Source organism: Natrinema longum (genome assembly GCF_017352095.1).
In the GTDB taxonomy this organism is placed as follows: domain Archaea; phylum Halobacteriota; class Halobacteria; order Halobacteriales; family Natrialbaceae; genus Natrinema; species Natrinema longum.
This window is the reverse complement of record NZ_CP071463.1, coordinates 787,036-813,048: the sequence shown is the minus strand read 5'-3', so window position 1 is coordinate 813,048 and position 26,013 is coordinate 787,036. Positions and strand designations below refer to the sequence as shown.

Here is a 26,013-nt window from a genome sequence, read left to right as displayed (position 1 = left end):
CGTGCAACGGCTGCAACGTGGTCGTCGACTGCAAGCGAGAGCACCGTTCGCGTCCTGGACCGTCGCGTCACCGAGACGGTGACGTCGTCGGGTGCCGCTGACGGCACCACAGTTCCCGAACAGAGCCACCGTGACGGAATAATCGCCGGGATCGACGCCAGCCGTCCGATTCACTCTCCGATCCGTTCGACCCGGAGCGGCCGGGCCTCACTGCGATAGGATTCGTAGGTCGCTTCCGCCCACTCGCGGGCCGCCGACGCGTCGGTATCGATCAGCACGCGAGCCGCTCCGCTCTCGGGATCGTGGCCGCTGACTCCGATTCGTCGATCGAAGATACCGACCCCGTAGGGGGGCAGCTCGTCGTGTAGCCAGACCGAAAGGTTCCCGCTCTCGAGGGGTTTCGAACAGTGTTCCGGGTACGTCGAGAGGATGTGCCTGGCAACGTGTGGTGGGTCGATGATCTCCGTGTCCATCCCGTCGACGATTCGGCGGGCGAGTTCCTCCTTACACGGTTCGAGCAAGGCCAGGTCGAACCCGACGAACCGAAACCGGTCCGTCTCCCGGAGCAGCGACTCGAACCGGTTCACCGGGCGGTACGGATCGTCTGCCTCCGCGACTGTCACGACCGCGTTGGACCCCATCTCGATCGTGAATCCGCTCGCCTCGGCCGGGACCCACTGCCAGACGTCGCGGAGCTTTTGTTCGGTCTCGATTCGTTCGACTAGCTCTCGCATTCCCGAGGCGACGAAGGCTCCAAGCTGTGTCGCCTCGTACTGGTGTCCCTCCCGGCAGATCCAGTGGCGGTCCTCGAACTCGCGCAGCGTCCGCCCGATCGTCGACTGGGAGACATCGGTTCGCTCCCGGAGGTCCGCCCGGCTTTGGGGACTCCTCGCCAGCGTCTCGAGTGTGGTCACGCGGTGCTCCGACCGCGCGAGGAACTCGATGTCGTCGAGGGGCGATCCTTTGGCACCTATGATCATGGTAATCGTACACGTGCCAGTGTCATAGCTGTGGTCCCCGTCGTCGGCCGGCCGCTCGTGAGCGAAAGCCGCCGATTCGACGGCGGGCTTCGGACGACGCCGTTTCGACGCCACCGAACGGGTCTCACCGTTGGAAGACGGTCGCCGATCCGCCGACGAGTTGGACCGCCTCCGCGGGGAAGTTACTGGGCACCCACCACGAACGCCTCGGCGTCCACATCAGTGGGGACTCGCTCACCGGTCGTACTCGCGCTCCCGACCGTCGGTGCGTTCCCGATCGCCTTCCCGGGTCCACTCTCGGGCGTTCTCGACGGTTTTCGTCCCCAGCAGTCGCTCGAGTTTCCGTTCGAACTGTTCGTCTGTCAGCTCGCCCGCAGCGTAGCGCTCGCGGAGCGTCTCGAGCGCGTCGCGCGTGCCACCTGCATCGCTGGGGGAATCCGTCCTCGTCGGTTCGGATTCCGTCGTCTCCGTCTCGTCGTCGCTCCACTCGTGGCCCGCCGTCTCGTCGCCAAACAGGATCGTGACGATCGGGAGGACGGCGGCGTAGCCGACGACCAGTACGGGGAGCCACCACGATTGACCGGTAAGCAGTCCCCCGAGCCAGATCGCCGTCACGAGTAGGGAGACGATGCGGACCGCGTTCTCGCGAAGTCGAGTCCACGGATCGCCTGCATCTCGTCCGTGATCCGGTCCCTCGCTTGCGCTCATACCATTCCTTTCGCTCGGACGTGGAAAGACGTTGGTGGTTCGAGGTGTTGGGTCACCGGTTCCGACCGCCGACGACCCCACGGCGCTGTCGCTCGGCGTCGGGCGGCCGACGGAGAAGAGCGAGCCTTACGCGAGCGTCTCGCCGAGCGCCTCGAGTGCGGCCTCCCGGACGGCATCGCGTTTGCCGGGCAGGAACTCGACGTGACCGTCCTGGCCGCCGACGACGCTGACCCCGCCGTTGGGAACGGCCTCGGCGATCGCGTCACCGAGGTCGCGCACGTTCACGGGTTCGGTCGCGCGGACGTGGAGTTCGTCGTCGCCGACGCCGAGCGTGACGTAGGGCGGGTCCGCCCGGTCGCGTTCGGACCGGTGGAGCGCGTCCAGCAGCAGGATCGTCGTCGGGAAGTTGTACCGGTGGGTGAAGGCGTCCGTGTCGAGCACGGAGACGGTAACGCCGTCGACGCCTTCCACCGTGAGGTTCTCGCGGGCCGTCTCGAGTTCGGTTTCGAGCTTGTCGCGGAACTGTTCGGAGACGTGGGCGGCCAGATCGCCGTTTCGCGGCCGATCCGACTCCTCGCCGTCGCCGAACAGCAGGTCGATCACGAGTTCGCGTTTGTCCTTGTACGACTGGTAGTAGGCCTCGAGCGCGACGGCTTCGCGGCGCTCGGAGACGCCGGTCTCGTCGTAGCCGGCCTCGGTTGCGAGGTCGAGATACGCCTCGGGCGTGTTCTCCCAGTAGCTGACCGCGGGGAGGTGTTCCAGATCGGCACGGACGTCGTCGTTGACGTGGGCGGCGACGTTGGTGGCCAGTGCGGTCGAGGTGACGTCGGTGACGTCAGCGCCGGCGAGGGACGGTGCGACGGCGACGTCGACGGCGTCGGCGACCTCCTCGTCGGCGCGACTGTCGTCGATGACGAGCGAGTCGGCGTCGTACACCGAGAGCAGGTCGTAGCCGTCGACGGATTCGACGGTCGACCCGGCGTCGACCAACACGACGAGGGGGAGCTGTTCGCCGTGGCGATCGCGGGCCTCGAGCATCGAGGTGACGTCGCCGGTGGCGGCGTCCATGTCGTAGACGCGGCCGTCGAGCGGCCGGCGCTCGAAGTAGTGGTACTCCGCGTCCTCGCGCGTGTGTTTCTCGCGAATCAGCGGGAGGACGGCGCGCTCGATGGCCGCCCCGGCGACGTAGCCGTCGGCGGTCGCACCGTGGCGGACGACGATCGGCCGTGCTTCCATGACGGCCCGTCGGATCGCGGTCGCCGCGTCGGCGATGCCGTCTTCGACGGCTGCGACCGCTTCGTGGTCGGCCAGCAGCGCGACCTCGGCCGGACGTGCCTCTCGTTCGATCGCGCTCTCGAGGCGGTCGACGACCGTCTCCCGCTCCTCGCCGTCGAGGATGTCGAGGGATTCGGTTTCGACCTGCAACTCGCCGTGGTGGCGTTCGACCTCGCCCTCCAGGGCGACGACGTCGTCGAGTTCGACGTCGGGGTAGGCGCGAACGCCGGCTTCCTCGAAGGCCGCGCATTCGACGGTCGCGGTCTCGTCGCGCAGTTCGAAGACCGTCGGGCCGCTGGTCTGGCGAACGCCGGTGATCTCGCCCTCGAGGCGGACGACGCTGCCGACCTGATTCTCGATGGCGTCGATGGTCGTCCGCTTGAGCGTGGGTTCCGATTCGGCCTCGGATTCGGCGTCGGCGGCATCGTCGGTTGCCGGTGCCGAGGCGGCGGCGGATCCAGTCGCGACGGAGCCGCTGCTCGTCACTGTTCCGGTTGGTTCCGCGGCCGCAGGCTGTCCCTCGTCGACGGACTCGGTGTCGGGTTCGGACGCGGGCTCGGTTTCCTCGGCGGCCGCCTGCAACTCGCCGGCTTTGGCCGCGCGGTCGTCGGTCGATTCCCGGTCGTTTTCGTCGGCCGTCTCCGTCGCCGACTCGTCGTCAGTCGATTCGTCGTCGACGTCCTCGGGACGGTGCTCGTCGTCGGCCGTTTCGATCAGGTGGCCGCGGAACTCGCGTTCGCGCTGGCGGATCGACCAGCCGAGGTCGACGTTGCCGTTGTCCCGAACGTCGAGTACCTGGACGAAGACGTCGTCCCCCGGTTCCCAGTCGAGACTTTCGAGTCGTTGGTCGAGTTCGCTTCGATGCAACAGGCCGGTGACGTGGTCTCCGATGTCGACGAAGACACCGAAGTCGGCGTAGCCGTCGACGGTTCCCCGGTAGTAGCGACCGGGCGTAAGCTGCGAGGCGGACGTGCCGCGAAATTCGAAAACGGCATCCTCCTCGTGGCTCTCACAGATCTCGCCGTCAACGGGTGTGCCGCAGATGATACAGTTACCCATCTACTCGAACCAAGCGGTTTCGCCCTAAAACTGTTGTCGAAATGCGTTCGCCACACGAGCCACGGTTTCACCCGCGAAAGAGCGCCGCCGTCAGTCGAAAACGGGCGAATCTTCCTCGAGCGACTCGATATCGTCGACGAGCTCCCGAACGTCCTCCGGGAACAGCGACACCTGGATCTCGTTGTCGTCCTCGTCCTCGAAGACGAGTTTCAGTCGCTTGTCACCGAACTCCCTGGCCTCGGCCGAGTCGACGTCGAACAGTTTGACCGTCGCCGCCTTGTTGTTCGGACCGACGTTCTTGATCGCGCCGTCGTTCAGCTCTACCATGAACTCCTCGAGCGTGAGTGCGAGCATGGGTGTCGTACGGACCCCGGGTAAAAAACGGCACGGCATCGCCGGCCAGTGCGGCGACTGCGCGCGGACGCGAGTCCCGCAGTGGTGGGTCGCCAAACGGGATGCGATCCCGGACCGCATGCGTGATGTGTCAGGGCGCTTGCGGCGTCCGGTCGTACCGAGTACGAACGTATAAATATTGGTGATAGTACACGTCCACCCTGGACCGACAATCGATCATTGATTTCACCACGAGCCCGCCAGAAACCGGGTTGGCGGCCGCAGACCGGAAGTCGACGACTCCGCTCACTTTTATGGTGGATTCGCACAAACGCACGGGTGGTTATGGAACTCACCTGGCACGGCCACTCGACGTGGCACGTCACCGTTGGGGAGACGGACCTGTTGATCGACCCGTTCTTCGACAACCCACAGACCGACCTCGAGCCGGCGGATCTCGAGACGCCCGACTACGTCCTGTTGACACACGGGCACGCCGACCACATCGCTCACGCGGGCGAGTTTGCCGACGCGACGCTGGTCGCGACGCCGGAACTCGTCTCCTACTGCGAAGACGAGTTCGGCTTCGAGGACGCCGTCGGCGGGATGGGGATGAACCTCGGGGGGACCGTCGAGTGTGGCGACGCCTACGTCACCATGACCCGCGCTGACCACACGAACGGGATCATGACCGAAAACGACGCGAGCGGCGGCATGCCCGCCGGCTTCGTCATCTCGGATACGAAGCCGACGCAGGTCAGCGACGAGGAGTCGACGACGTTCTACAACGCCGGTGACACCAGCCTCATGACCGAGATGCGCGAGGTCGTCGGCCCGTACCTCGAGCCCGATGCCGCCGCAGTGCCGATCGGCGACCACTTCACCATGGGGCCGATGCAGGCAGCCATCGCCGTCGACTGGCTCGACGTCGACCACGCCTTCCCACAGCATTACGATACGTTCCCGCCGATCGAGCAGGATCCCGAGGACTTCGCCAGCGAGGTTCGCGGGACCGGCAGCGACGCCGCGGTCCACGCCCTCGAGGCCGACGAGCCGTTCGAACTCGAGTCCTGAGCGTCGACGTCGGATAGAACGGACGGTTTTCGACGGTTCGAGCGGACGAAGTCGGATCTCGTGGGGCCTTACTCCTCGTTCGCCCCACTGTACTGGCGCTCGCCGGTCTCCGTTCGGGCACCGATCCGATAACGCGTCTCGAGTGGGTACCGCTCGCGTCGAGCGAGCACCAGATGGAGACCGACGGCGACGGCGAGCAGTCCGAAATTCCAGATCGGCGAGTCGTAGTAGATGACGTCGACGATTATCGCCTCGGAATAGACGGGCCAGAACGGCGAGAGCGGGGCCGCGATATCGGGTGCGGATAGGACGTCCGCAAACAGGTGGCTAAGTCCGCCGACGATCAATCCCGCCGTCGCGAAGACGAACACCGTCTCGCCCGCGATTTCGGAGCTTCGGATCCTACGAGTGGCGTTGAACCAGTCGGTGAGGTATCTGGCAGCGAGTACCCCAGCGAGGATGCTCATCAGAACGACGAACAGGACGGTGTGGGTCACCCCGTGGTGGGTGACCGGGAGGTACCCCTGGAGGACCAAGTCGGTATCCGGGAGCATCGCCGTCACTAACGCGAATCCCGTGAACGCGAGGGAGCCGCGTCGCCCCCAGACCATCCACGCCGGCGCGGCGAACAACAGCGCCATCCCGAGGTGGCCAGTGACGTCGACCATCGATCGCTCGAGTTAGCGGAGTCGCCGAATCAGTCGGAGTAACAGCGAGACGGCCGTCCCGAGACCGGGAATTCGGGACGAAAGCGCGGCTGCCCCGAGGAGCAACATCCCGCTCTTCCGACGCCCGCGCCGGAACTCCATTGCGCTGTCTATCAGGGTCGAAACGATACTGAGCTTGTTTGCCGACCCGCTGTTGAAACTCGACATGTGCTGTTCGTAATCCTCCCGGCGCGACGGATAAATCGCATCCCACTGCAGACGCAGGGGACCGACGGTCCCAGCCCTATCCGACGACGGCCGGGGTTTTCGAACGGAACGCGCCCGTGTGGCTGACGAGCCGTCCGAACTCGGTGCATCCCGCCGCCGAGTTACCCCTCGAAGCACGACTCGAGCGCACGATGAGTCAGGCCGTCGAAACGTTTTTGCGACGATCTCGAGCGCCGACCGCACGCCCGTGAGCGGAGTCGACGGTGCCTGTCCTAACGACTCGGTGCGAATCGAGCCGACGCGAGTCCGTCCGTCGCACTCCGGACTGTCACACCGACGGGACAACGTTTACACCGTCGCTCGTGGACGTCTCGACTGCCATGGCGAAACAGGTCACGACCGTTTCAGACGAGGGGTACAGCGCGACGAACGAGATTCGGGACTTCGAGACGACGATCGACGCCAACGGCGAGGACGCCCCCGACACGCTCGAGACGCTGCTGGCGGCGTACGGCTCCTGTTACGTCCCTGCGTTGCGGGTCGGCGGCCAACAGCGGGGAGCCGACGACCTCGGCCGGATCGAGATCGAGACCAGCGGCGAACTCAACGACGACGACAAACTCGAGTCGGTCGCGTTCGACATCCGCGTCGAGGCGGACGTCGACGACGACACCGGCGAGGAGATCCTCGAGCGCGCGTTCGAACTCTGCAAGGTCCACGACGCGCTCAAAGAGAGCCTCCACGCCGACACGAACTTCGAAGGGGACGCGTTCTGAGAGCGGCGACGCCGACTCCGGACGGTCCGGACAGTTACGATGGGGGTGGTGGGTCCCGTCCGTTTTTCACCGACCAGACATCGTCGGCTGGCTCCCGGCCAACGATGCCCATCGACGCGACTGCAACCTGTTAGAAAAATCCACTTTCAGGCCCTCGTGTGGGCCACAACGGACATATCCATGGGGTGCCTCGCCGGAACACGATGCGACGAACCGCGCTGGTCGTGGCGGTCGCCGGAGTACTCGTCCTCGCGGGCTGTAGCAGCGGGTTCGACGAGTCGAGGGGCAACGGCGGACCGACGAGCGACGTCAGCGGCGACCTCGAGATCCACCACATCGACGCCGGGCAGGCCGATTCGACGCTCGTCGTTACCCCCGCCGACGAGACGATCCTGATCGATACGGGTGAGTACCGCGACGACGGACAGGCAGTCATCGACTACCTCGAGACTCACGATATCGACCGCATCGATCATCTGGTCGCGACCCACGGCCACGCCGATCACATCGGCGGCCACCCCGAGGTCGTCGAATACCTCGAGGAAGAGGGCGAAGGAGTCGGCGCGGCCTACGACTCCGGCGTCCCCCACACGACGGCGACCTACGACGGTTATCTCGACGCGATCGAGGCCTACGACGTCCGGCTCTTCGAGGTCGTCGCGGGCGATACCCTGCCCCTCGAGGACGACGCCCTCGAGGCGACGGTTCTGAACCCGCCCGAGGACGGGCAGGGGGATGGCGTCGACGAGAACGGCGTCGTGCTGTCGATCGCGTTCGGCGGGTTCACGTACCTGACGACCGGCGACATCGGCGCGGAAACCGAACGACGGTTGGTCGAGAATCACGGCGACGACCTCGCGGCCGACGCCTACCAGGCGGGCCACCACGGCTCGTCGACCTCCTCGAGCGCACCGTTCCTGGAGACCGTCGATCCCGCCGTTGCGATCGTCTCCAGCGCGCGCGACTCCCAGTACGGTCATCCACACGACGAGGTCCTCGAGGCCTTCGACGATCGGGGAATCGAGACCTACTGGACCGGCGTTCACGGCGATATCGTCCTCACGAGCGACGGGAGCGATATCACGGTCAACACGGAACGCGACGCGACGACCGACCCGGGTGCCCTGCTCGAGCGAACGGAAACCCACTCCGCACTCGAGGGGCCATCGAAACCCCAGTCCGTACCTGAGGGGCTATCGGTCGACCGCGACCGGCCATCGATTGATGGCGCTGCCACACCTAGTCGGGGGTGAGAACCGATGAGCGACACACAGATCGGGGTCGTCGACCGCATCGTCGACGAGACGGCGGTCCTCCTGCTGGAGGACGACGGCGACGTGGTCGACGAGCAACTTCTCGCCCTCGAGCGCCTGCCCGAAGACGGCCGACACGAGGGTGCCGTCTTCGAGACGGTCACCGACGCGGGGACAGTACGCGAGACGACTTATCGCGCGGACATCGAACGAGAGCGACGGGAATCGACCCGCGAGCGGTTCGACCGACTTTCCGAGCGATTGTCGGATCGGGATCGAACCGACGAATGAGCAGTTTCAAGACGATTCTCGAGCCACCAACGGCTATGCTACGATCGTTCGACGGAACCGAACCCCAGGTTGCCGACTCCGCGTACGTCGACGACGCCGCGGTCGTCATCGGCGATGTCGTCGTCGAAGCCGACGCGAGCGTCTGGCCAAACACCACCCTTCGTGGCGATCACGGCCGGATCGTCGTCGGCGAGGGAGCCAACGTCCAGGACAACGCCGTCCTCCACGAGACGGCCACACTCGAGCCCCACGCGACGGTCGGTCACAGCGCGATCGTCCACAACGCCACCGTCGCCGAGCGCGCGCTGATCGGCATGAACGCGGTGGTCCTCGATGGCGCGCACGTCGGCGAGGGGGCGGTCGTCGCGGCCGGCAGCGTCGTCACCGAAGGCACCGAGGTCCCGGCATCCACGCTCGTCGCGGGGACGCCCGCGGAACCGAAAACCGAGATCGACGACCCGGCCCTCGAGGCGACGGCCGATCGCTACGTCGAACTCGCGAAAAAACACGCGGAGACGTCGGACCGCATCGACTGAGACGGTCCCCTGTCCCGACGAACCGACGCACCCGCGACCCGCCCTGCGGTTGGGCCGTCATTGACGGGCAGGAGTCAGTCCGCCGCCGCGATCGGCTCACTCGACGTGCTCGCCGGCGGCGTCCGCACCGAAGACGACCTCGCGAACGTCGTCGACGCCCGCTCGGCGAACCACGGCCCGGACCGGATCCCGCGCTCCGTCGAGGTTGTTCGAGTCGCCATCGAGGACGAGCAGCCGTGCCTCCCGTCCGGGTTCGACCAGCCCGTACTCGAGGCCGGCGATCTCGGCACCGTTGATCGTGGCCATCCGGAGGATCGCGTCGGCCGGGAGGTCCGAGAGCTTCGCGAGGAACTCCATCTCCCGGAACATCGACGGCGAGTTGAGCATCACGTTGTCCGTCCCCAGCGCGAGCGTCGTCCGCTCGTGGAGTTCCTCGTACGGCGACAGTCCGACGTCGGTCACGAGGTTCGAGCGCGGACAGACGACGATCGGGAGTTCGCTGTCGGCGAGCCGCTCCAGGTGGACCCGTTCGGGGTGAACCATGTGCACCAGGAAGTCCGGGTCGAGGTCCATGGCCGGATTGATATCGCTTTCGTCGACCTCGCCCGCGTGGATGCCGAAGGGTTTCCCCGCCTCGCGGGTCGCCTCCCGTTCTCGATCGAAGTTCGCATCGTTTGCCCCGCTCGCGCCGAACCCGTCGCCCGCGTGCATCGCGTCGACGGACCCGCGAGCGAACGATAGGGAATCGATCCCGAGCCCGTCGGCGGCGTCCTCGAGCATGCGAACGCCCGCGACGTCGCCCTCGCGAAAGTCCAGACAGGCGGCCGTACCGGCGCGTTGCATGAATCGCAGTGACTGGGTCATCGCGCTCACGAGTTCGTCTCGAGACGCGTCCCGGAGCAGTCGGTGTTTCAGCCCGTCCGGCGGGGCGACGAGCTCCTCGAGCGTGAGGCCGCCGCCGGCTTCCTTGGCGATCGAGTCGCCGATGTGGGTGTGAGCGTTGACGAACGCCGGGAGAACGATGTCGTCGCTCTCGACTGCTCCTTCTTCGATGGCCTCGATGCGGCCGTCGTCGTCGATGACCACTCGCCCCTCGACGGGCTCGAACTCGCGGCCCCGGAGAATGGTCCCCGTTCGTTCCATACGCGTCAGTTCGCGGTCAGTCCCTTCAACCGTTCGGGCTGAGATCGATTCCGGACGAGAGCGCGGTCCGAACCGTCGGCGCTCTCGGGCAGGGGGACGGACGGCGATCGGGGGAGCGGGCGCGAACGAACCCGCGTGGCGACGTCATCCGTCCTCGAGGAACTGATCCAGCGTGGCGTCGAGTCCGTTTCGGACGTCGCTGACCAGGGCACCGTCGATATCCAGGCCGAGGGTGTCGACCGCTGCCCGGCCGACTCGATCGCGCAGGGCGGGCGGCGAGTAGACGCCGAGTCGCCACTGGGAGTACTGGGCTGCACGCAGCGCCTCGACCAGCGGCGACTGCTGGTCGAGTCGACGGATCTCGCCGTTGACCATCACGCGCGAGGTCGACTCCGTCATCGACGGGCGACTCGGCACGTCGAGGATCACGTGTTCCGGATCGACGTCCGCCGCGGCAGCGATCTCGCGTTCGAACTCTCGGATCGTCCCGTGATCGGACTCGATGATCCCGCCCGGAACGTCGTCGATCTCGGCCCACACCGCCCGCTTGAACAGGTCGCGGTGGTCCAGCCGTCGGGAGAACTCGCTGGTCGCGTCACACGACCGCAGCGCGACGATCAGATCCGGGTCGTCCATCCGCTGGAGCGTCTCGGCGTCGAGAGCCGTGGCAGGGGCCTCGAGCAGCCGTTCGGATGCTCGCCGAAGCATCGCCTTGCTGATTCGGGCGACGCTGTGGCTGTAGACGGTCGGGTTCATCAGTGCCCGCGCGACCAGCAGACTCTCGGCGGTCTGGACGTTTCCCTCGTCGAGGACGAGTTCGCCGTTGGCGAACGTGAGTTCCCGGACGAGTCGACCGTGGTCGATCGTTCCGTAGGGAACGCCGGTGTGGTGGGCGTCCCGAACCAGGTAATCCATCCGATCGACGTCGAGTTCGCCTGACACGAGCTGGCCGAACCGGCCCTCGCCGGCGACCAGATCCGCGACCGCCGCCGGCTCGAGGTCGTGCGCTCGCAACACGTCGCCGACCGCCCCGTCCGCGAGCAGGTCGTGAACGTCGTCGTGGTAGCGTCCCGTCCGGCGGTAGGTCAGCGACTCGAGGTTGTGACTGAAGGGGCCGTGGCCGACGTCGTGGAGCAAGGCCCCAGCGCGAACGCGCTCGGCTCGCTTCCCCTCGACCCCGAGTTGCTCGAGGGCTTCGCAGGCGAGGTGATAGACGCCGAGACTGTGTTCGAAGCGAGTGTGGTTCGCGGAGGGATACACCACCGAGACGGTCCCGAGCTGGCTAATGTGGCGTAACCGCTGTACCGCCGGCGTATCGAGGAGGTCGCGGGCGACGCCATCGACCTGAATGTGGTCGTGGACGCTGTCCTTGATAATCTTCATTGGTCGCCATTGGGTCCGTTCCCACAAAAACCGTCGTCCGAGAGCCGCGTCTCCGGGTCGAGAGAGCGGTCGATCGTCGGCCCCGACAAGTTATCCCCTCGCCTGCCGTACGCTCGAGCAACGAATGCAATTCGTCGAAGAAATCGTCGTAGACGAGTTCCTCCCGACCGTCCGGTCGCTCCTCGCCGGCGATCTCCGGGATCGGGGGTTCACGCAGAGCGAGGTCGCCGAGGTACTCGGAATCAGCCAGAGTGCCGTCTCGAAATACGCCCACGGCGACGTGACCGTCAACGAGCGCATCGCCGCGGACGAGCGCGTCCAGGACCTCGTCGACGAGCTCGGAACGGGGCTGGCGGCCGGCGAGATCTCGCCGGTCCAGGCGTTGATCGAACTCGAGATCCTGATCCGCGAGTTCGAGTCCGGCGGTGACCTCCTCGCACAGCTCCACGAGGAAGCGGTGCCGGAACTCGCCGATCACGGCTCGAGCTTCCGGGTGCACGACCCCGAGAGCGACCTCCGGACCAGCGAGCGAGTCCTCTCCTCGCTCCGGCGTGGGTTGGGCATGCTCGAGACCACGAGCGGATTTACGGGGCTGATCCCCGCCGTCGGATCGAACCTGGTCGCGTGCATCCCGGACGCGGAGGACGTCGACGACGTCGCGGGCGTCCCCGGGCGGATCTTCGACGTCAAGGGTCGGACGACCGTCCCGGCGGATCCCGAGTTCGGCGTCTCCGAACACGTCGCTCGAGTGGTACTGGCCACGCGCCGACACGGTGGGGCCGCCACGGCGGCGATCAACATCACCTACGAGCCCGAACTGGTCGACGAACTGATCGAGCGGGGCCACGTCGCCGCCGAATTCGACGAGTCCGGGGACGTCGCCTCGAGCGTCGGCGCGGCGATCGAGGACGAACCCGACGCGACGGTGCTCTATCAGACCGGCGGGATGGGGATCGAGCCGCTGATCTACGTCCTCGGGCCGGACGCGGAGTCGGTCGCGGAGACGATTCGCTCCCTCGTCTAATGTGGTGAGTACTCGATGGCCGAATCCGCACAGGAGTTCTACGGCCGCTGGGCCCGCCTCTACGACCTGATCGCGCGCGAGACGCCGGGGATCGCCCGGCTGCGTCGACGGGCGGCTGCCGCCTGCCGCCTCGAGCCCGGCGACACCGTCGTCGAGATGGGCTGTGGGACCGGCGCGAACCTTCCGTATCTCCGCGAGCAGGTCGGCCCAGCGGGGACCGTGATCGGGATCGATTTCACCCGGCCCGTGCTCGAACGGGCGCGAGCCGCGACCGCGGCCGACGACAACGTCCACGTCCTGCAGGGGGACGCGACGCGACCGCCGGTCGGTGAGCCCGTATCGACGGCAACGGACGGTGCCATCGACGCCGTGCTGGCGACGTTCGTCGTGGGGATGCTCGCGGACCCGGCCGGCGCGGTCGACGACTGGTGTGACCTCGTCGGTCCCGACGGCACCGTCGTCCTCGCGAACGCCGCCCGAAGCGAGGCGTGGTACGCGCCGCCGGTCAACGCCGTCTTCCGGGCGATCGTCGTCCTCTCGACGCCGCCGACGGCGAAACTTCGCTACACGGACGCCCCTCACGTGCGTCTCGACGAGAAGATCGACGCCGCACACGCCCGCCTCCGCGAGCGTGCCGTCGCCGTCGCGGACGAAACCCACGTCTTGGGCGTCGTCCGGCTGACCGGCGGGCGACTCGAGTAGCGAGCCCTTCGATCGTCATCGAACGCGTCTCGGTTCCCGTCGTGCTCTCAGAGAGCCGGTCAGTACAGAGACGGCGTTACCCGAGTGGTGATCTCCCTCTCCGATAGCCGGTGAAAATAGCGTGCTGAACACAGAGCGGCTATTCAGCGGAACGATTCCGACAGTAGAGTACAGTTATCAGTATCGGCAGTGTGTATCGATCCATGCCCGAAGAAGTGCTGTTCAAATCGGAACGCGATCAGAGTCGAAAGGAGATCGCCGCGTATCTTCGCCGTGTCGCCGAGAAGTTGGAACGAGGGGACCCGATCACGCTAACATCGGGGGCCGAGTCCGTGACGATGGAGCCACCGGCTCGTACGACGTTCGAGGTTAAAGCCGAACGCGAGGGGCCGACAGGAGGATCCGGTGCATTGAGTATCGAGTTCGAACTCGAGTGGGACGAGAACGGCAGTGAGGGTGATAGCGGGAGCGGCCAGCTAGAAATAGAGTAATAAACGAGCGCCGTGTACGGAGTAGAGCCGCTGAGACCGAATACGGACTGAGGAGCCAAATAACGCCATTCCTTTCGAGTTACTCGTCGCGTCTCACTGTGATGACGGGAACCGGCGCTGAGCGGGCGGTCTTTTCAGCGACGCTCCCGAGTAGTATTCGATCACTTCCGCGCCTCCCGGTCGTTCCCATCACGACGGCGTGGATCTCGTTCGATTCGATAGTGTCGAGTATCACCTCGATAGGAGATCCGTGTTCGACGTGCCGAACAGTGTTGGAAACGCCGCGTGTCTCCGCCTCGGACACGAGGTCGTCAACGGCATCGGTCCCAGCCTGTTCACTGTTCCGTCCCGAAACAGTCGAGCGAACGTCCAGATTCAGCGACGTATCGTCGACGACAGACAGCACGTGAACAGTCGCATCGAGAGCCGCTGCGAACGAGAGGCCATGCTCGGCAGCATGAGTTGCAGTAGCACTCCCGTCGGTCGGTAGGAGGATGTCCTCGTAGGGGAACACCAATCGTTCGTCGGGCTGCATCCGTGCCGTCAGAACGGGGACGGAAGACAGCCGGATGACCTTCTCCGTGACGCTTCCGATGAGGTATCGTGACACCCCCTCCCGACCGTGCGTCGGCATTACGATCACGTCGTAGTCGTATCGTTCAGCGTATTCGACGACCGTCGGCGCTGGATTCCCCTGGACGACGTCGGAATCGTAGTCTACACCGAGTGTGTCCAGTGTCTTTTCCGCCTCTTCGACGATGCCCTTGCCTTCCCGAACAAGTGCGTCAACGACTCGTTTTTCGACGACGGTGACGCTATCGCGTGTCGTATCCGCGACAAACAGAACGTGGATCGTGGCATCGGCCCAGTGTGCGATCTCGGCAGCGTGATGTAGTGTCTCCGCAGCACCATCGCTTCCGTCGAACGGGAGCAGAATGTCCTCGTACATATCGAGTAATTACGTGAATCCCCGTCAAATGGTTTGTCACCCGCTAGATTTCGGCTCACGAACACACATCACCGGAACTGGTATCGTTTGCTCGATCTCCATACCCACGCCACCCGTCATGTCTCGGTCGAAATCCGTCTCGCCGTGCGGCTCCACGATAGTGGCCTATATCTGTACGAGATCTGCGCTGTGTATCTCGCATGGCTCGAGGAATACGACCAATCTCCGCCAGAAATTCCGGTGGTTTGCACGCCCCCGTATCGCTCGGTTCTGCGAAACCCGGACGGAACGAGCCGGTTATCGTAGCCACTGTAAGTCATTGCACACCAGATCGCACGACGGCTATGCGATCAGTGTGTGAATCGTTACAGTTGCTCCCCTCGGTTCGTTTTACGACACCCCCAACGGTCGACTCGAGTACGACGAGCGGTATCCCGTCGTTCTGGCCGCTCACGCTACGGCCTCGAGCCCTTCGTACTCCCGAATCCGCTGGGTCACCGCGTCGGGAATCGGGCTCGGCCGCTCCGTCTCGGGGTCGATGTGGACGATCGTCGTCTCGGCCGTCGCCGCCACGTCGCCGTCGACGCGGACCTCGTAGTCCATCGTACAACTCGAGTCGCCGAGCCGGGTGACCGAGAGCGCGACCGTGGGGTCGTCGCCTTTGGTGATCGGACGCTCGTAGGAGATCTCGAGGGTGACGATGACGAAGGATATCTCCTCGTCGGCGAGTCCAGCCACGTCCCGGAGGTAGTCGGTCCGGCCGGCCTCGAGGTAGCTCGCGTAGACGGCGTGGTTGACGTGGTTCATCGGATCGAGATCGCGGAAGCGAACGGGGACGTCGACGGTAAACTCAGCACTCATTGTGTGTTTTCCGAGCAGACTGAGACGAAAATACGTACCGATTCGGGTAGTCGGTACTACTGATCCAGAGCAAGAGAGTGGCCGGAGAGACGGGTATCGTATATTGAGGAGAGCCCTCTGCTATCGTGGCAACAGCGAGTTGTCACGCCCTCCCCAGCCGGTCTCTACTCACGGACGCGAAGCGTCCGTCTGTTTACGGGCTTCGCCTGTTCACGTGGTATGCGAGACCTCCGGTCTCGCACTATTCGTATGGTTCGCGGGACCGACGGTCCCGCGCTATTCCTTCGCTCATCCACTGTCAGAGCGAACTCTGACAGGCCCTCGCTCGTAAACTCGCGAGGACCTCGCGCAGTATCGTCGGCTGCCTTCGCTAGCGCTCAGCCAGCCGACAGTGCGCGCCACCGCAGATCGGTTCGGCAACTGAAACCGAGAGAAAACGTTCCGTATTCACCGGGCCGCTCTGTCGTCACTCGTACAGCCGCGCGTGTTCGCTACAGAACGCCGGCTCGCGAAGCTGTGCGTCGATCAGGTCCTCGTGGTAGTGGGCGTTGAACAGCCGACACACCTCCCGATCGCAGAACGCCTCGCCGGTCTCGAGGTAGTGGTACGTCTGCAGGACGTACCCTTTCAGCGCGTCGGTCGTTCGCGGGTCGTTCTCGACCAGAAAGTCGCCCTCGACCTGGTTCTCGAGGACCTCCCGCGGCGGGGCGTCGCCGGAGAGCAGGGCGTGGCGTTGCTTTTCCTTGTAGTATGCCTCGGGCTTTGCGGGAGCCTCGTAGAGGCCGGGCACCGAAACGAGTCCCGGCTGTCCGAGGACGGTGACGCGCTTGTGCCAGCGGCCGTCGTGGTCGCCCCACGTTCCGATGGCTCGATCGAGGATCGGGACGTGGAGCGTCTCGAGGCCCCGTTCGTCTTCGGGGAGGGCGGCGTTGAGTGCCCGCTGGATCCCCACGCCGTCGTAGAGGACGCCGCCTTCGCGTTCGGGGTGCTCGAGGGCGCGCTCCTCGTAGCGGATCGTCCCCAGCATCGTGGTGCCCGTCTCGCGCTCGTAGGGCGAGGGAACCCGCGCCTCGGCGAAGCGTTCCGGGAGGTCGTCGATGCGGTGGACGTCGAGGAACCGCTCCCGGACGGCCACGTCCGCGTCGATCCGCGCTCCCAGCCAGTCGGCGACTGCGTCGACCTCGGCGACCGTCGACGGCGCGCGATAGCAGATGACTCGTTCGACCATGCGGAACGGTACCGTGTTCAGTCGTCGGCCGGTGCGGCCCGCGACGTCAACTCGACGGGATCGGCGTCGACCTCGAGTTCGTCGAGTGCGACCTGCGCGGCGCGTTTCCCCGAGACGAGCATGGCACCGAAGGTCGGGCCCATCCGCGGGAGCCCGTAGGTCGTCGCGGTCGCCATCCCGGTCGCGACGAGGCCGTCGTGGACGAGGCCGGTGTGCTCGACGACGGCGTCCTCGCTCTTGCCGACCCACATCGAGTCGTGACCGGGCGAGTCGTGGCCGGGTGCGCCGTACGTATCGGCGTCGGTCTGGTCCATTCCCGTCGCGGATTCCTCGGCGTCGGCGATGCCGGGTGCGTCGAGGACGCCCCGCTCGTCGAGTTTCTTGACCGCCATCGCGTCGTGGCCGGTGGCGTCGATGACCAGATCGGCCTCGACGGCGATCGGGTCGACGCAGGTGATCTCCCGGGGCAGCGCGTGGACCGGGGTCCAGTTCATGACGATACCGGACACCTTGTGGTCCTCGCGGATGACGATGTCCGTGAACTCGGTCATGTTCTGCATCTTCGCGCCTGCGTCACAGGCGGCCTTGATGAGGCCGGAACAGGCCTCGGGGCCGTTGGCGACGTAGAGGTCCTCGCTGTCCTGGGACTCCTTGTAGGAGACGTCGAGTTCGTCGAGGACCTGCTGGGCGGGATCCCGGACCGTGACCTTGTTCATCAGGAAGCCGCCGAGCCAGAACCCGCCGCCGAGGTAGTTGTTCTTCTCGACGACCATCACCTTCACGCCGCGTTCGGAGAGTTCCTTCGCGGCCGTCAACCCCGAAGGACCCCCGCCGACGATGATGACGTCCGAGTCCGAGAAGTCCATGAACTCCTCGGTCCACTCCTGTCCGATCGCACGCGTCACGTCTGCTTCGCCGACCTGGCTGAACTGCTCGAATTCGCTCATACAACTAGGTGGTATTACTCAGTAGTGTTAAGTCTATCGTAGCCACTATCGAAGATATAATCAACTTTCGTGGGATTCTCGCGGAGGAATACGTTCGGCGACGAACGCGTCGTCGTCGAAGACCCGCGGTTCGGCCGTCCGAGGACCGACTCGACGATTCATACGGTTTGCCGTCCCGATTGACCGGTGAGACTGCAGGACGGTCCCACCGGCACTGACGGACGGGAGACCGTCTCAGTCGTCGACGAAATCCGTCTCGCTCTCGGTGCCGGAAGCCGGCCCGTCTCGAGTCCCGCCACCACCGGGGGGCTCGGTACTGCTATCGTCGATGACGCCTTCGGCCCACGTTCCGAGCCGGAACCAGGCGACAGCCACGACGAAGGCCGCGACCATGCCGACGGCAAACGCCCACCAGATCCCCGCGACGCCCCACTCGAGGGCGGCGACCGTCACGCCGATTCCGGGGAGCGTCACGGACCACGAAAAGGCGAGGACGACGACGAGGGGGATCCGGAAGACCCACCGCGAGAGGATCGAGAGGATCATGGCCTCGCGGGTGTTCCCGGCCCCGCGGAACGCGCCCTGGATGACCATCACGCCGGCGAAAAGCGCCCAGAAGGGGGCGGTGATTCGCAGGAAGTCGATCCCCTCGGTGACGACGGCGGGATCGGCGACGAAGAGTCGCAAAGCCGCCGCCGGAAACGCGAACAGGATGGCCGCGACGACGAAGATGAACGCCATCGTCGCCGCGGTGGCCGTTCGCGCGACGGCGACCGCCCGATCGGGCGTCTCCGCGCCGAGGTTCTGGCCGACGCCGGTCGCGGTCGCCTGGCCGACGGCCCCGGCGACGGCCCATGTTACCGACATCAGCCGGATACCGATCCCGTACGCCGCGGTGGGCGCGGCCCCGAAGCGGGCGACGAACCCGGCCATCGCCACCGCCGCGAAGCTGCGGGCCCAGCCGTCGAACGTGGCGGGGTAGCCGATGTGGACCAGTCGCGCGAGAAGTGTCCGATCGGGCGTGAGATCCCCGAGTCGCAGCCGAACGCCGAATCCCCCATCGAGGAGAATCGCGATCCCCGCGGCGGTCGCGAGCCCGCGCGAGAGGAACGTCGCGATGGCCGCGCCCCGCGTCCCCATCGCGGGGAACGGGCCCCAGCCGAGGACGAGAAACGGATCGAAGACGACGTTGAATCCCGCCGAGACGAAGACGAGCCACATGGCCGTCTTCGTGTCGCCCGCACCCTGCAGCGAGGCTCGGAAGGCGAAGAAGAGGAAGGTAAAGGGCAAGGCGAGGAAGATCACTTCGATGTAGGCGAGCGCTTCGAGGAAGACCGGGCCTCGAGCGCCGATCAACTCGAGCAGCGGTCGCCGGACGGCGTATCCCAGCGCTGCGAGGACCGTCGAGACGGCGAGCGTGAGCAGGATCGTCTGAGCGACGACGCGGTCGGCCGTCCGGTCGTCGCCGGCACCGACGTACTGGGAGACCAGCGCGATGGTGGCGGCGGTGATCCCCATCGCGGTCGAGACGAACAGCCAGGAGAGGGGGAACATCAGGGAGACGGCGGCGACGGCGTCACTGCTCACGCGGCCGACCCAGAACATATCGGCGAGGTTGTAAACGGTCTGGAGGAGGTTCCCCAGGACCAGCGGCCACGCGAGGCGGAGGAGCTTGGGGGAGATCGCCCCCGTCGTCATGTCGACGCGCTTGCGCTCGGGATCCGTCGCTGCCACGAAGTCTCGTGTGTGAATCTCAGTCAGGTACAACAAAAGGGATCGGCTCGCGGGAGCCGTTGCCGGTTCCGGAGCCGACGATGCTCATCCGCTTCTGGCAATGATTCCGCGCCGCTCGGGGATCGAAGATCCAGTCGGTCGGTTAGCGCGGTCGTTCTATCGATACGTTGTCTGTCTGGCCTGTCCCCGCCCGGAAGCCGCGGAAGGTGTCGATCCCCGGGAACCGGTTGACGACGCGCCGCCGACGGGTACCGGTAGAGAGGGCCACCGGAACGGCGACGATCAGAACCACAGTCAGGGCGATCCCGATCGAGACGAGGCCGACGAAGGAGGCGATGAAGACGAATGCGACGAGCGCGCCACCGACCAAGCGCCAGGCGCGATCGAATCCACTGAGAGTTTGTTCCATTTTGGTATTCTCCGCGTGAGTTCACGCGGTTCCCTCTATGACTCGAGCGGAAATAACACATCCGGTAGCACACCACATGGTATTCGCTCGCGCGCTCGAGCGAGCCGTCCCCACTGCCGGTGTGCTGTGCATAGATCCCTCACGCACACACGCGACGCACGAACGCACGCACACCCGCGCAGTACCCGGGTTTTCGGCGAAAGCGTTATCAGATCTTCAGTCGTACCGAGCGACGATGACCGACACTCGTCCGCGACGACCGCGACCGGACGGCCGACCCGGAGGTGAGCCGCGGTGGAACTGATAATCACGGAGAAGGACAACGCGGCCCGCCGGATCGCCGACATCCTGAGCGGCGGCACCTACGACTCGAGCCGCGAGAACGGCGTCAACGTCTACGAGTGGGGCGGCAAGCGATGCGTGGGGCTGTCGGGGCACGTCGTCGGCGTGGACTTCCCCTCGGAGTACTCCGACTGGCGGGACGTCGAGCCCGTCGAGTTGATCGACGCCGACGTCGAGAAGACGGCGACGAAGGAGAACATCGTCGCAACGTTACGGCTGTTGGCCCGTCGCGCCCAGCGCGTGACGATCGCGACCGACTACGACCGCGAGGGGGAACTGATCGGCAAGGAGGCCTACGACATCGTTCGGAACGTCGACGACGACGTCCCCATTCGCCGGGTTCGGTTCTCTTCGATCACGGAAAACGAGGTCCAGAACGCCTTCGACGAGCCCGACGAGCTCGATTTCGACCTCGCGGCTGCCGGCGAAGCCCGCCAGATCATCGACCTCATCTGGGGGGCCGCGCTGACTCGCTATCTCTCACTGTCCGCAGGCCAGCTGGGCAACGACTTCATCTCCGTCGGCCGGGTGCAGTCGCCGACGCTGAAGTTGATCGTCGACCGCGAGCGCGAGATCGAAGCCTTCGATCCCGAGGACTACTGGGAGATCTTCGCGGACCTCGCGAAGAGCGAGGCGCAACGCGCCTCGGAGACGTCGAGCGGTGAGGAACCGCGAGACGACGACACCGCCTTCGAGTCCCAGTACTTCTACCGCGACGAGGACGACAACGAGGCCGAGCGCGTCTGGGAGGAAGCCACCGCGGACGAGGTCTACGAGACGCTCGCCGACCGCGACGCCGCGACCGTCGTCGACGTCAATCGGCGGACCCGCACCGACACGCCGCCGGAGCCGTTCAACACGACCCAGTTCATCCGCGCGGCCGGTGCCATCGGCTACTCGGCCAAGCGGGCGATGTCGATCGCCGAGGACCTCTACACCGCCGGCTACATAACGTATCCGCGGACCGACAACACCGTCTACCCCGACGACCTGGACCCCGGGGAGCTCTTAGACGAGTTCGTCGGCCACTCCTCGCTCGGTGAGTCCGCCGAGTCGCTGCTCGAGGCCGACGAGATCGTTCCGACGGAGGGCGACGAGGAGACGACCGACCACCCACCCATTCACCCGACGGGCGAGATCCCGAGCCGCGGCGACGTGGGCGACGACGAGTGGGAGGTCTTCGAACTCGTCGTCCGGCGGTTCTACGCGACCGTCGCCGAGGCTGCGATCTGGGAACACCTCAAGGTCGTCGCCGAGGTCGACGACTACCGGCTCAAGGCAAACGGCAAGCGCCTCGTCGAGCCCGGCTACCACGACGTCTACCCGTACTTCTCCACGACCGAGAACTACGTCCCCGACGTCGACGAGGGCGAGGAACTGGCGCTCTCCGACGTCGAACTCGAGGCCAAACAGACCCAGCCGCCCCGTCGCTACGGCCAGTCGCGGCTCATCGAGACCATGGAGGAGATGGGGATCGGGACGAAGTCGACCCGCCACAACACGTTGGAGAAGCTCTACGATCGGGGCTACATCGAGAGCGATCCGCCGCGCCCGACCAAACTCGCGATGGCCGTCGTCGACGCGGCCGAGAACTACGCCGACCGCGTCGTCAGCGAGGAGATGACCGCCCAACTCGAGGCCGACATGGACGCCATCGCGAACGGCGAGGCGACGCTCGACGACGTGACCGACGAATCGCGCGAGATGCTCGAGGAGATCTTCGAGAACCTCGCGGACTCCCGCGAGGAGATCGGCGATCACCTCCGGAAGTCGCTGAAAGACGACAAGCGACTCGGCCCCTGTCCCGAGTGTGGCGAGGACCTGCTCGTCCGGCGGAGCCGCCACGGCTCCTACTTCATCGGCTGCGACGGCTATCCCGACTGCGAGAACACGCTGCCGCTGCCATCGACCGGCAAACCGCTCATTCTCGAGGAAGAGTGCGAGGAACACGGCCTGAACGAGGTCAAGATGCTCGCGGGCCGACAGACGTTCGTCCACGGCTGCCCGCTCTGTAAGGCCGAGGATGCCGGTGAGGGGCCGGTGCTGGGTACATGTCCGGAGTGTGGCGACGAGCACGGCGGCGAACTGGCGGTCAAAACGCTCCAGAGCGGGTCGCGACTCGTCGGCTGTACGCGCTACCCCGACTGCGAGTACTCGCTGCCCCTGCCCCGCCGCGGCGAGATCGAGGTCACCGACGAGCACTGTGAGGAACACGACCTGCCCGAACTCGTCGTCCACAGCGGCGACGAGCCCTGGGAACTGGGCTGTCCGATCTGTAACTACCAGGAGTTCCAGGCCCGCGAGAGCGAGTCGGGCTCCGACCTCGAGGCGCTGGACGGCGTCGGCGCGAAGACCGTCGAAAAACTCGCCGACGCGGGGATCGAGGACCTCGAGGATCTGACCGAGGCGGATCCCGACGCGGTCGCGGACGACGTCGAGGGCGTCAGCGCCGATCGCATTCGAAGTTGGCAGGCGAAGGCGTAGGTTCGGACCTGCGTTTTGACGGTTTGAACCCTTTCTCGGAGAAGACGGCGGGCAGTTGCGAGTAGCGAGACCACGGCAGTGTGCCGAGGCACGCGGCCGAACCGACGACGGCGAGCGCCTCGACGGCGTCTCGCTGGACGCGAGTCGATCGGCGCGCGAACCCAACGGGGGTCGCTGGGCCGTCTCGAGCCAGGTGAACTAAACCGATCTCGGCCGTGTGTGGACCCATGACCGACCCACGCGACCGGTGGAACGAGCGATACGAAGGGCCTACCGCCGAATTTCCCGACGATCCCGTTCCGGAACTCGAGGGCCGACTGTCGACGCTTCCGGACGGTCGCGCGCTCGACGTCGCGACGGGAACCGGCCGAAACGCCGTCTTCCTCGCCGAACACGGGTACGAGGTGGACGCGGTCGACGTGTCCGACGTGGCACTCGAGCGTGCCCGCGATCGGGCCGCCGACCGGAGCGTCGACGTGAACTGGATCCGTGCGGACGTGGCCGATTTCGATCCCGGCTGCCAGCGCTACGACCTGATCACCGTGAGCTTCTTCGCCGCCCTCGAGTGGCTGCCCGATCTCAAGGACGCGCTCGCCCCCGGCGGCGTCTTGCTCTCCGAACACCACCTGCGTTCGAGCGACCCCGTCGCCGGCCCCTCGAGCGATCGGTACCGGTATCGATCGAACGACCTGCTGCGGGCCTGTCTCGACCTGACGATCCTCTCCTACGAGGAACGACGGCGGCCGATCGCGGGCGACGCCGACGAGACGATCGCCGTCGCGACGCTCGTCGCGCGACGCTCGAGCGGTGGTCGGCAGTCGTATCCGAACGAGTCCGTCGCCGACTCGGACAGCACGTCTCGCTGAGACACGCCGCTCCACGAACCAGTTTTCGGACGGCGAGGCGCTGGCCCGGTCTTTCGAGAGCGCTCTCACGAGCGGCGACGCGACGATATTTCCTCCCCTACTGGCGTTCTCGGGGCAGTTCGCTGCGTTTTTCACACTTCGGTGCCGAGACGAGACCCATGGCGTCCCTCGTCGTCACGGCACTGGCTGGCGTGATCTTCGGCCTCGCACTCGCGGCCCCGCCGGGGCCGATGAACGCGATCATCGCCGAGGAAAGCGTCGTCCGGGGCTGGCGGGCCGGCTTCCGGGCCGGGCTCGGTGCGATGCTCGCGGACGCGATCTTCTTCGTCCTCGCGCTGGGCGGCATCGTGGCCGTCCTCGATCGCGTTCCGGCCGTTCGACCCGCGCTCTATCTGGCCGGGGGCTGTCTCATGTTGTACTTCGCGGTCGGTGCGATCGGCGACGCGAGGGCTGCCACGTCGTTTACCGACGCCAGCCGGGCCGCAGCGACGGGGTTTCGCAAGACGTTCGTCCTCTCGTTGACTAACCCCTACCAGATCGGCTTCTGGCTCACCGTCGGCGTCGGCCTCCTCGAGCCGGGAACCCTCGACGTCCTCGCGTACGCACCGGCCGTGGGGCAGGCACTCGCCGGGACGTTGGTCGTCCAGACCGGTTCGCCGGCGCTACTGATCGGCTTCTTTGGCGGAATCGCCGTCTGGATCGTCACCTATCCGGCCGCGCTGGACGCGGCGGGTCGACGTGTCGACGCCTTTGCGCCCGCCGTTGCCACACTGAGCGCGGTCGTCCTCGTCGGCTTTGGGCTCCTCTTTCTCGCGTTGGGGACACTCAGACTCCTCTGATACGGTCTCCTGTCCGTCAGTGCCGGTGGGACCGACTGCCCTGCGGTCTCTCCGGTCAATCGGGACGGCAAACCGTACGAGCGGGACCGATGGCACGACCGACTGCGTCCGGCGGCTACTCGCCGAGCGCGGCGATCTCGTCCTCGAGCCACTCGCGGAACCACTTGACGCGTTTCAGGCGCTGGTGGGCGATGCTCTCGGCGGTATCGCTCTGGACGCGCGAGGCGGCGTCGTACCCGCGTTCGAGGACCCGCTCGATCATCTCGTCGCAGTCCATGTGGGTGCGTGACTCATACCCCATCCGCAACAGCATCAGTGCGGTGCCGTTCGCGCCGACCTTGTCGAGCATGTCGGCTTCGATGAGACACTGCGTCTCGAGTGCGACGTCGGTCAGATCGCCCTGATAGGAGTGGTGTTCGATGGCGCGACACACCTGTTGGATGAACGATTCGGGGTAGTTGGCGCGGGACTCGAGGTACTCGCGGGCGACGCGAGCGCCGGCCTCGGCGTGGAGTTCCTGATCGGTCTCGAGTTTGGCGACGTCGTGGAAGAGGGCGGCGACGCGGGTGACGTCGACGTCGGCACCCTCCTTCTCGGCGATTTCCGTCGCGAGGTCGACCACGTTGAGGATGTGGTTGTGCCGGTATTCCGCGGAGTGCCAGGGGTACCAGCGCATGCGACCCCCTTCCTCTTCCTTTTCGACGCTGGCGGCGAGATACTCGAAGACGAACCCTTGCATCTCTTCGAACTCCGCGTCGGTCACTCGCGTTTCCTTTATTTCAACGCCCACGATAGATCCCTCCGCAATAGACGAACGATAGTCATTAACGGAATGTTCGGTCGTTTCGTTCTTTAGCCTTTGGTTCGGACCGGTTTCGATGAGACGTGATAGTCACGGATGAATATGTGACGGGGCTGACCGACAGCCACTCGCCGCTCGGTTGACGGTTGGCACCCGAAAACCCGCGGGTCGACCGTCGCAAGCCCACCATTTTCCGTTAAAGTCAAACAGTCGGCTCTGGAACGGAGAGGTATGAGCAGCGAACAGGAAGCGGAGTCGATCCGATGTCTCGTCGCCAAAGTGGGTCTCGACGGTCACGATCGCGGTGCCCACGTCATCGCTCGAGCGTTCCGGGACGCCGGGTTCGAGGTCATTTACTCCGGATTACACAAAGCCCCCGAAGAAATCGTCCAGGCAGCGGTTCAGGAGGACGTCGACGTGCTCGGCATCTCCATTCTCTCGGGTGCCCACGATACGCTCGTCCCGAAGATCATGGACGGGCTCGAAGAGTACGGTGCCAAAGAAGACACGCTCGTCCTCGCCGGGGGCGTCATCCCCGAGGAGGACCGTCCGGGACTCGAGGAAGCCGGTGTCTCGGCGATCTTCGGCCCCGGCACCTCGATCGAGGAGACCATCGAGTTCGTCCGCGAGAACGCGCCCCAGCGATGAG

At 65.8% G+C, this 26,013-nt stretch carries 28 protein-coding genes; 13 read left to right on the top strand and 15 right to left on the bottom strand.

Going from position 1 to position 26,013, the window contains the following annotated elements; genetic code table 11:
* Positions 1-170 precede the first annotated feature (170 nt).
* From J0X27_RS03960 to J0X27_RS03945, 4 genes are all read right to left on the bottom strand, one after another.
* A complete protein-coding gene (locus J0X27_RS03960; protein WP_207271154.1) occupies positions 171-980 on the bottom strand; it encodes a helix-turn-helix transcriptional regulator in 810 nt (269 codons plus the stop codon).
* 234 nt (positions 981-1,214) lie between these two features.
* Complete coding sequence (locus tag J0X27_RS03955) at positions 1,215-1,688, bottom strand: SHOCT domain-containing protein (RefSeq protein ID WP_207271153.1); 474 nt, start codon at positions 1,686-1,688, stop codon at positions 1,215-1,217.
* Between the two features lie 126 nt (positions 1,689-1,814).
* On the bottom strand, positions 1,815-4,022 hold the full coding sequence (locus J0X27_RS03950; RefSeq protein ID WP_207271152.1) for a DHH family phosphoesterase: 2,208 nt from the start codon (positions 4,020-4,022) through the stop codon (positions 1,815-1,817).
* Between the two features lie 90 nt (positions 4,023-4,112).
* Positions 4,113-4,376: a hypothetical protein gene (locus J0X27_RS03945; RefSeq protein ID WP_097378483.1), complete on the bottom strand. Its 264-nt coding sequence runs from the start codon at positions 4,374-4,376 to the stop codon at positions 4,113-4,115.
* Between the two features lie 324 nt (positions 4,377-4,700).
* Between J0X27_RS03945 and J0X27_RS03940 the strand changes: the two genes are divergently transcribed.
* Positions 4,701-5,429, top strand: coding sequence for a metal-dependent hydrolase (locus tag J0X27_RS03940; protein ID WP_207271151.1), 729 nt, complete (start codon positions 4,701-4,703; stop codon positions 5,427-5,429).
* Positions 5,430-5,497: 68 nt separating this feature from the next.
* Here J0X27_RS03940 and J0X27_RS03935 read toward each other — a convergent pair whose 3' ends face one another.
* Both J0X27_RS03935 and J0X27_RS17835 read right to left on the bottom strand, forming a co-directional pair.
* Positions 5,498-6,097: a metal-dependent hydrolase gene (locus tag J0X27_RS03935; RefSeq protein ID WP_207271150.1), complete on the bottom strand. Its 600-nt coding sequence runs from the start codon at positions 6,095-6,097 to the stop codon at positions 5,498-5,500.
* Between the two features lie 12 nt (positions 6,098-6,109).
* Entirely contained in the window at positions 6,110-6,304 is a 195-nt protein-coding gene (locus J0X27_RS17835; RefSeq protein ID WP_224214667.1) for a hypothetical protein, read from the bottom strand.
* A 380-nt stretch (positions 6,305-6,684) separates the two neighbouring features.
* Here J0X27_RS17835 and J0X27_RS03930 point away from each other — a divergent pair, with 380 nt between their 5' ends.
* The 4 genes from J0X27_RS03930 (at position 6,685) to J0X27_RS03915 (ending at position 9,160) form a co-directional block, all read left to right on the top strand.
* Entirely contained in the window at positions 6,685-7,080 is a 396-nt protein-coding gene (locus J0X27_RS03930; protein ID WP_207271149.1) for an OsmC family protein, read from the top strand.
* A gap of 203 nt (positions 7,081-7,283) precedes the next feature.
* Positions 7,284-8,333 carry a ComEC/Rec2 family competence protein gene (locus J0X27_RS03925; RefSeq protein WP_207271148.1) on the top strand — a complete coding sequence of 350 codons (1,050 nt, stop codon included), beginning with the start codon at positions 7,284-7,286 and terminating at the stop codon, positions 8,331-8,333.
* Positions 8,334-8,339: 6 nt separating this feature from the next.
* A complete protein-coding gene (locus J0X27_RS03920) occupies positions 8,340-8,624 on the top strand; it encodes a DUF3006 family protein (protein ID WP_207271147.1) in 285 nt (94 codons plus the stop codon).
* Positions 8,621-9,160, top strand: a complete 540-nt coding sequence (locus J0X27_RS03915) for a gamma carbonic anhydrase family protein (protein WP_425491937.1) — start codon at positions 8,621-8,623, stop codon at positions 9,158-9,160. Before J0X27_RS03920 ends, J0X27_RS03915 begins: the two co-directional genes overlap by 4 nt.
* A gap of 96 nt (positions 9,161-9,256) precedes the next feature.
* Here the strand turns inward: J0X27_RS03915 and J0X27_RS03910 are convergent, their stop codons facing one another.
* Complete coding sequence (locus J0X27_RS03910) at positions 9,257-10,303, bottom strand: amidohydrolase family protein (protein ID WP_207271145.1); 1,047 nt, start codon at positions 10,301-10,303, stop codon at positions 9,257-9,259.
* A 144-nt stretch (positions 10,304-10,447) separates the two neighbouring features.
* Positions 10,448-11,686, bottom strand: coding sequence for an HD domain-containing protein (locus J0X27_RS03905; RefSeq protein WP_207271144.1), 1,239 nt, complete (start codon positions 11,684-11,686; stop codon positions 10,448-10,450).
* A gap of 124 nt (positions 11,687-11,810) precedes the next feature.
* On the opposite strand from J0X27_RS03905, the gene J0X27_RS03900 reads away from it, so the two are divergent.
* From J0X27_RS03900 to J0X27_RS03890, 3 genes are all read left to right on the top strand, one after another.
* On the top strand, positions 11,811-12,710 hold the full coding sequence (locus tag J0X27_RS03900; RefSeq protein ID WP_207271143.1) for a thiamine-phosphate synthase family protein: 900 nt from the start codon (positions 11,811-11,813) through the stop codon (positions 12,708-12,710).
* Positions 12,711-12,725: 15 nt separating this feature from the next.
* Positions 12,726-13,412, top strand: coding sequence for a class I SAM-dependent methyltransferase (locus J0X27_RS03895; protein WP_207271142.1), 687 nt, complete (start codon positions 12,726-12,728; stop codon positions 13,410-13,412).
* Between the two features lie 203 nt (positions 13,413-13,615).
* Positions 13,616-13,903 carry an amphi-Trp domain-containing protein gene (locus J0X27_RS03890; RefSeq protein WP_207271141.1) on the top strand — a complete coding sequence of 96 codons (288 nt, stop codon included), beginning with the start codon at positions 13,616-13,618 and terminating at the stop codon, positions 13,901-13,903.
* Between the two features lie 79 nt (positions 13,904-13,982).
* On the opposite strand, the gene J0X27_RS03885 is transcribed toward J0X27_RS03890, so the two are convergent.
* The 6 genes from J0X27_RS03885 to J0X27_RS03860 form a co-directional block, all read right to left on the bottom strand.
* Entirely contained in the window at positions 13,983-14,852 is an 870-nt protein-coding gene (locus J0X27_RS03885) for a universal stress protein (protein ID WP_207271140.1), read from the bottom strand.
* A gap of 450 nt (positions 14,853-15,302) precedes the next feature.
* Positions 15,303-15,713 (bottom strand): acyl-CoA thioesterase, encoded by a 411-nt coding sequence (locus J0X27_RS03880; protein WP_207271139.1) that lies wholly within the window; start codon positions 15,711-15,713, stop codon positions 15,303-15,305.
* Between the two features lie 466 nt (positions 15,714-16,179).
* Positions 16,180-16,941 carry a DUF7001 family protein gene (locus J0X27_RS03875; protein ID WP_207271138.1) on the bottom strand — a complete coding sequence of 254 codons (762 nt, stop codon included), beginning with the start codon at positions 16,939-16,941 and terminating at the stop codon, positions 16,180-16,182.
* Positions 16,942-16,958: 17 nt separating this feature from the next.
* On the bottom strand, positions 16,959-17,888 hold the full coding sequence (locus tag J0X27_RS03870) for a sulfide-dependent adenosine diphosphate thiazole synthase (RefSeq protein WP_207271137.1): 930 nt from the start codon (positions 17,886-17,888) through the stop codon (positions 16,959-16,961).
* 234 nt (positions 17,889-18,122) lie between these two features.
* Positions 18,123-19,622 (bottom strand): MATE family efflux transporter, encoded by a 1,500-nt coding sequence (locus J0X27_RS03865; RefSeq protein WP_207271136.1) that lies wholly within the window; start codon positions 19,620-19,622, stop codon positions 18,123-18,125.
* Positions 19,623-19,764: 142 nt separating this feature from the next.
* The gene (locus tag J0X27_RS03860; RefSeq protein WP_224214668.1) at positions 19,765-20,031 is read right to left on the bottom strand and encodes a hypothetical protein; all 267 of its coding nucleotides are present in this window, start codon (positions 20,029-20,031) and stop codon (positions 19,765-19,767) included.
* Between the two features lie 294 nt (positions 20,032-20,325).
* On the opposite strand from J0X27_RS03860, the gene J0X27_RS03855 reads away from it, so the two are divergent.
* The 4 genes from J0X27_RS03855 to J0X27_RS03840 all read left to right on the top strand — a co-directional run bounded on the left by J0X27_RS03855 (position 20,326) and on the right by J0X27_RS03840 (position 24,562).
* On the top strand, positions 20,326-22,857 hold the full coding sequence (locus J0X27_RS03855; RefSeq protein WP_207271135.1) for a DNA topoisomerase I: 2,532 nt from the start codon (positions 20,326-20,328) through the stop codon (positions 22,855-22,857).
* Positions 22,858-22,912: 55 nt separating this feature from the next.
* Positions 22,913-23,059: a hypothetical protein gene (locus J0X27_RS03850; RefSeq protein ID WP_207271134.1), complete on the top strand. Its 147-nt coding sequence runs from the start codon at positions 22,913-22,915 to the stop codon at positions 23,057-23,059.
* A 25-nt stretch (positions 23,060-23,084) separates the two neighbouring features.
* Positions 23,085-23,723, top strand: coding sequence for a class I SAM-dependent methyltransferase (locus tag J0X27_RS03845; RefSeq protein WP_207271133.1), 639 nt, complete (start codon positions 23,085-23,087; stop codon positions 23,721-23,723).
* Positions 23,724-23,881: 158 nt separating this feature from the next.
* Positions 23,882-24,562 (top strand): LysE family translocator, encoded by a 681-nt coding sequence (locus tag J0X27_RS03840; RefSeq protein ID WP_207271132.1) that lies wholly within the window; start codon positions 23,882-23,884, stop codon positions 24,560-24,562.
* A 115-nt stretch (positions 24,563-24,677) separates the two neighbouring features.
* Here J0X27_RS03840 and J0X27_RS03835 read toward each other — a convergent pair whose 3' ends face one another.
* Positions 24,678-25,352, bottom strand: a complete 675-nt coding sequence (locus J0X27_RS03835) for an HD domain-containing protein (RefSeq protein ID WP_097378502.1) — start codon at positions 25,350-25,352, stop codon at positions 24,678-24,680.
* Between the two features lie 243 nt (positions 25,353-25,595).
* Here J0X27_RS03835 and J0X27_RS03830 point away from each other — a divergent pair, with 243 nt between their 5' ends.
* Complete coding sequence (locus J0X27_RS03830; protein WP_207271131.1) at positions 25,596-26,012, top strand: cobalamin B12-binding domain-containing protein; 417 nt, start codon at positions 25,596-25,598, stop codon at positions 26,010-26,012.
* Position 26,013 lies beyond the last annotated feature (1 nt).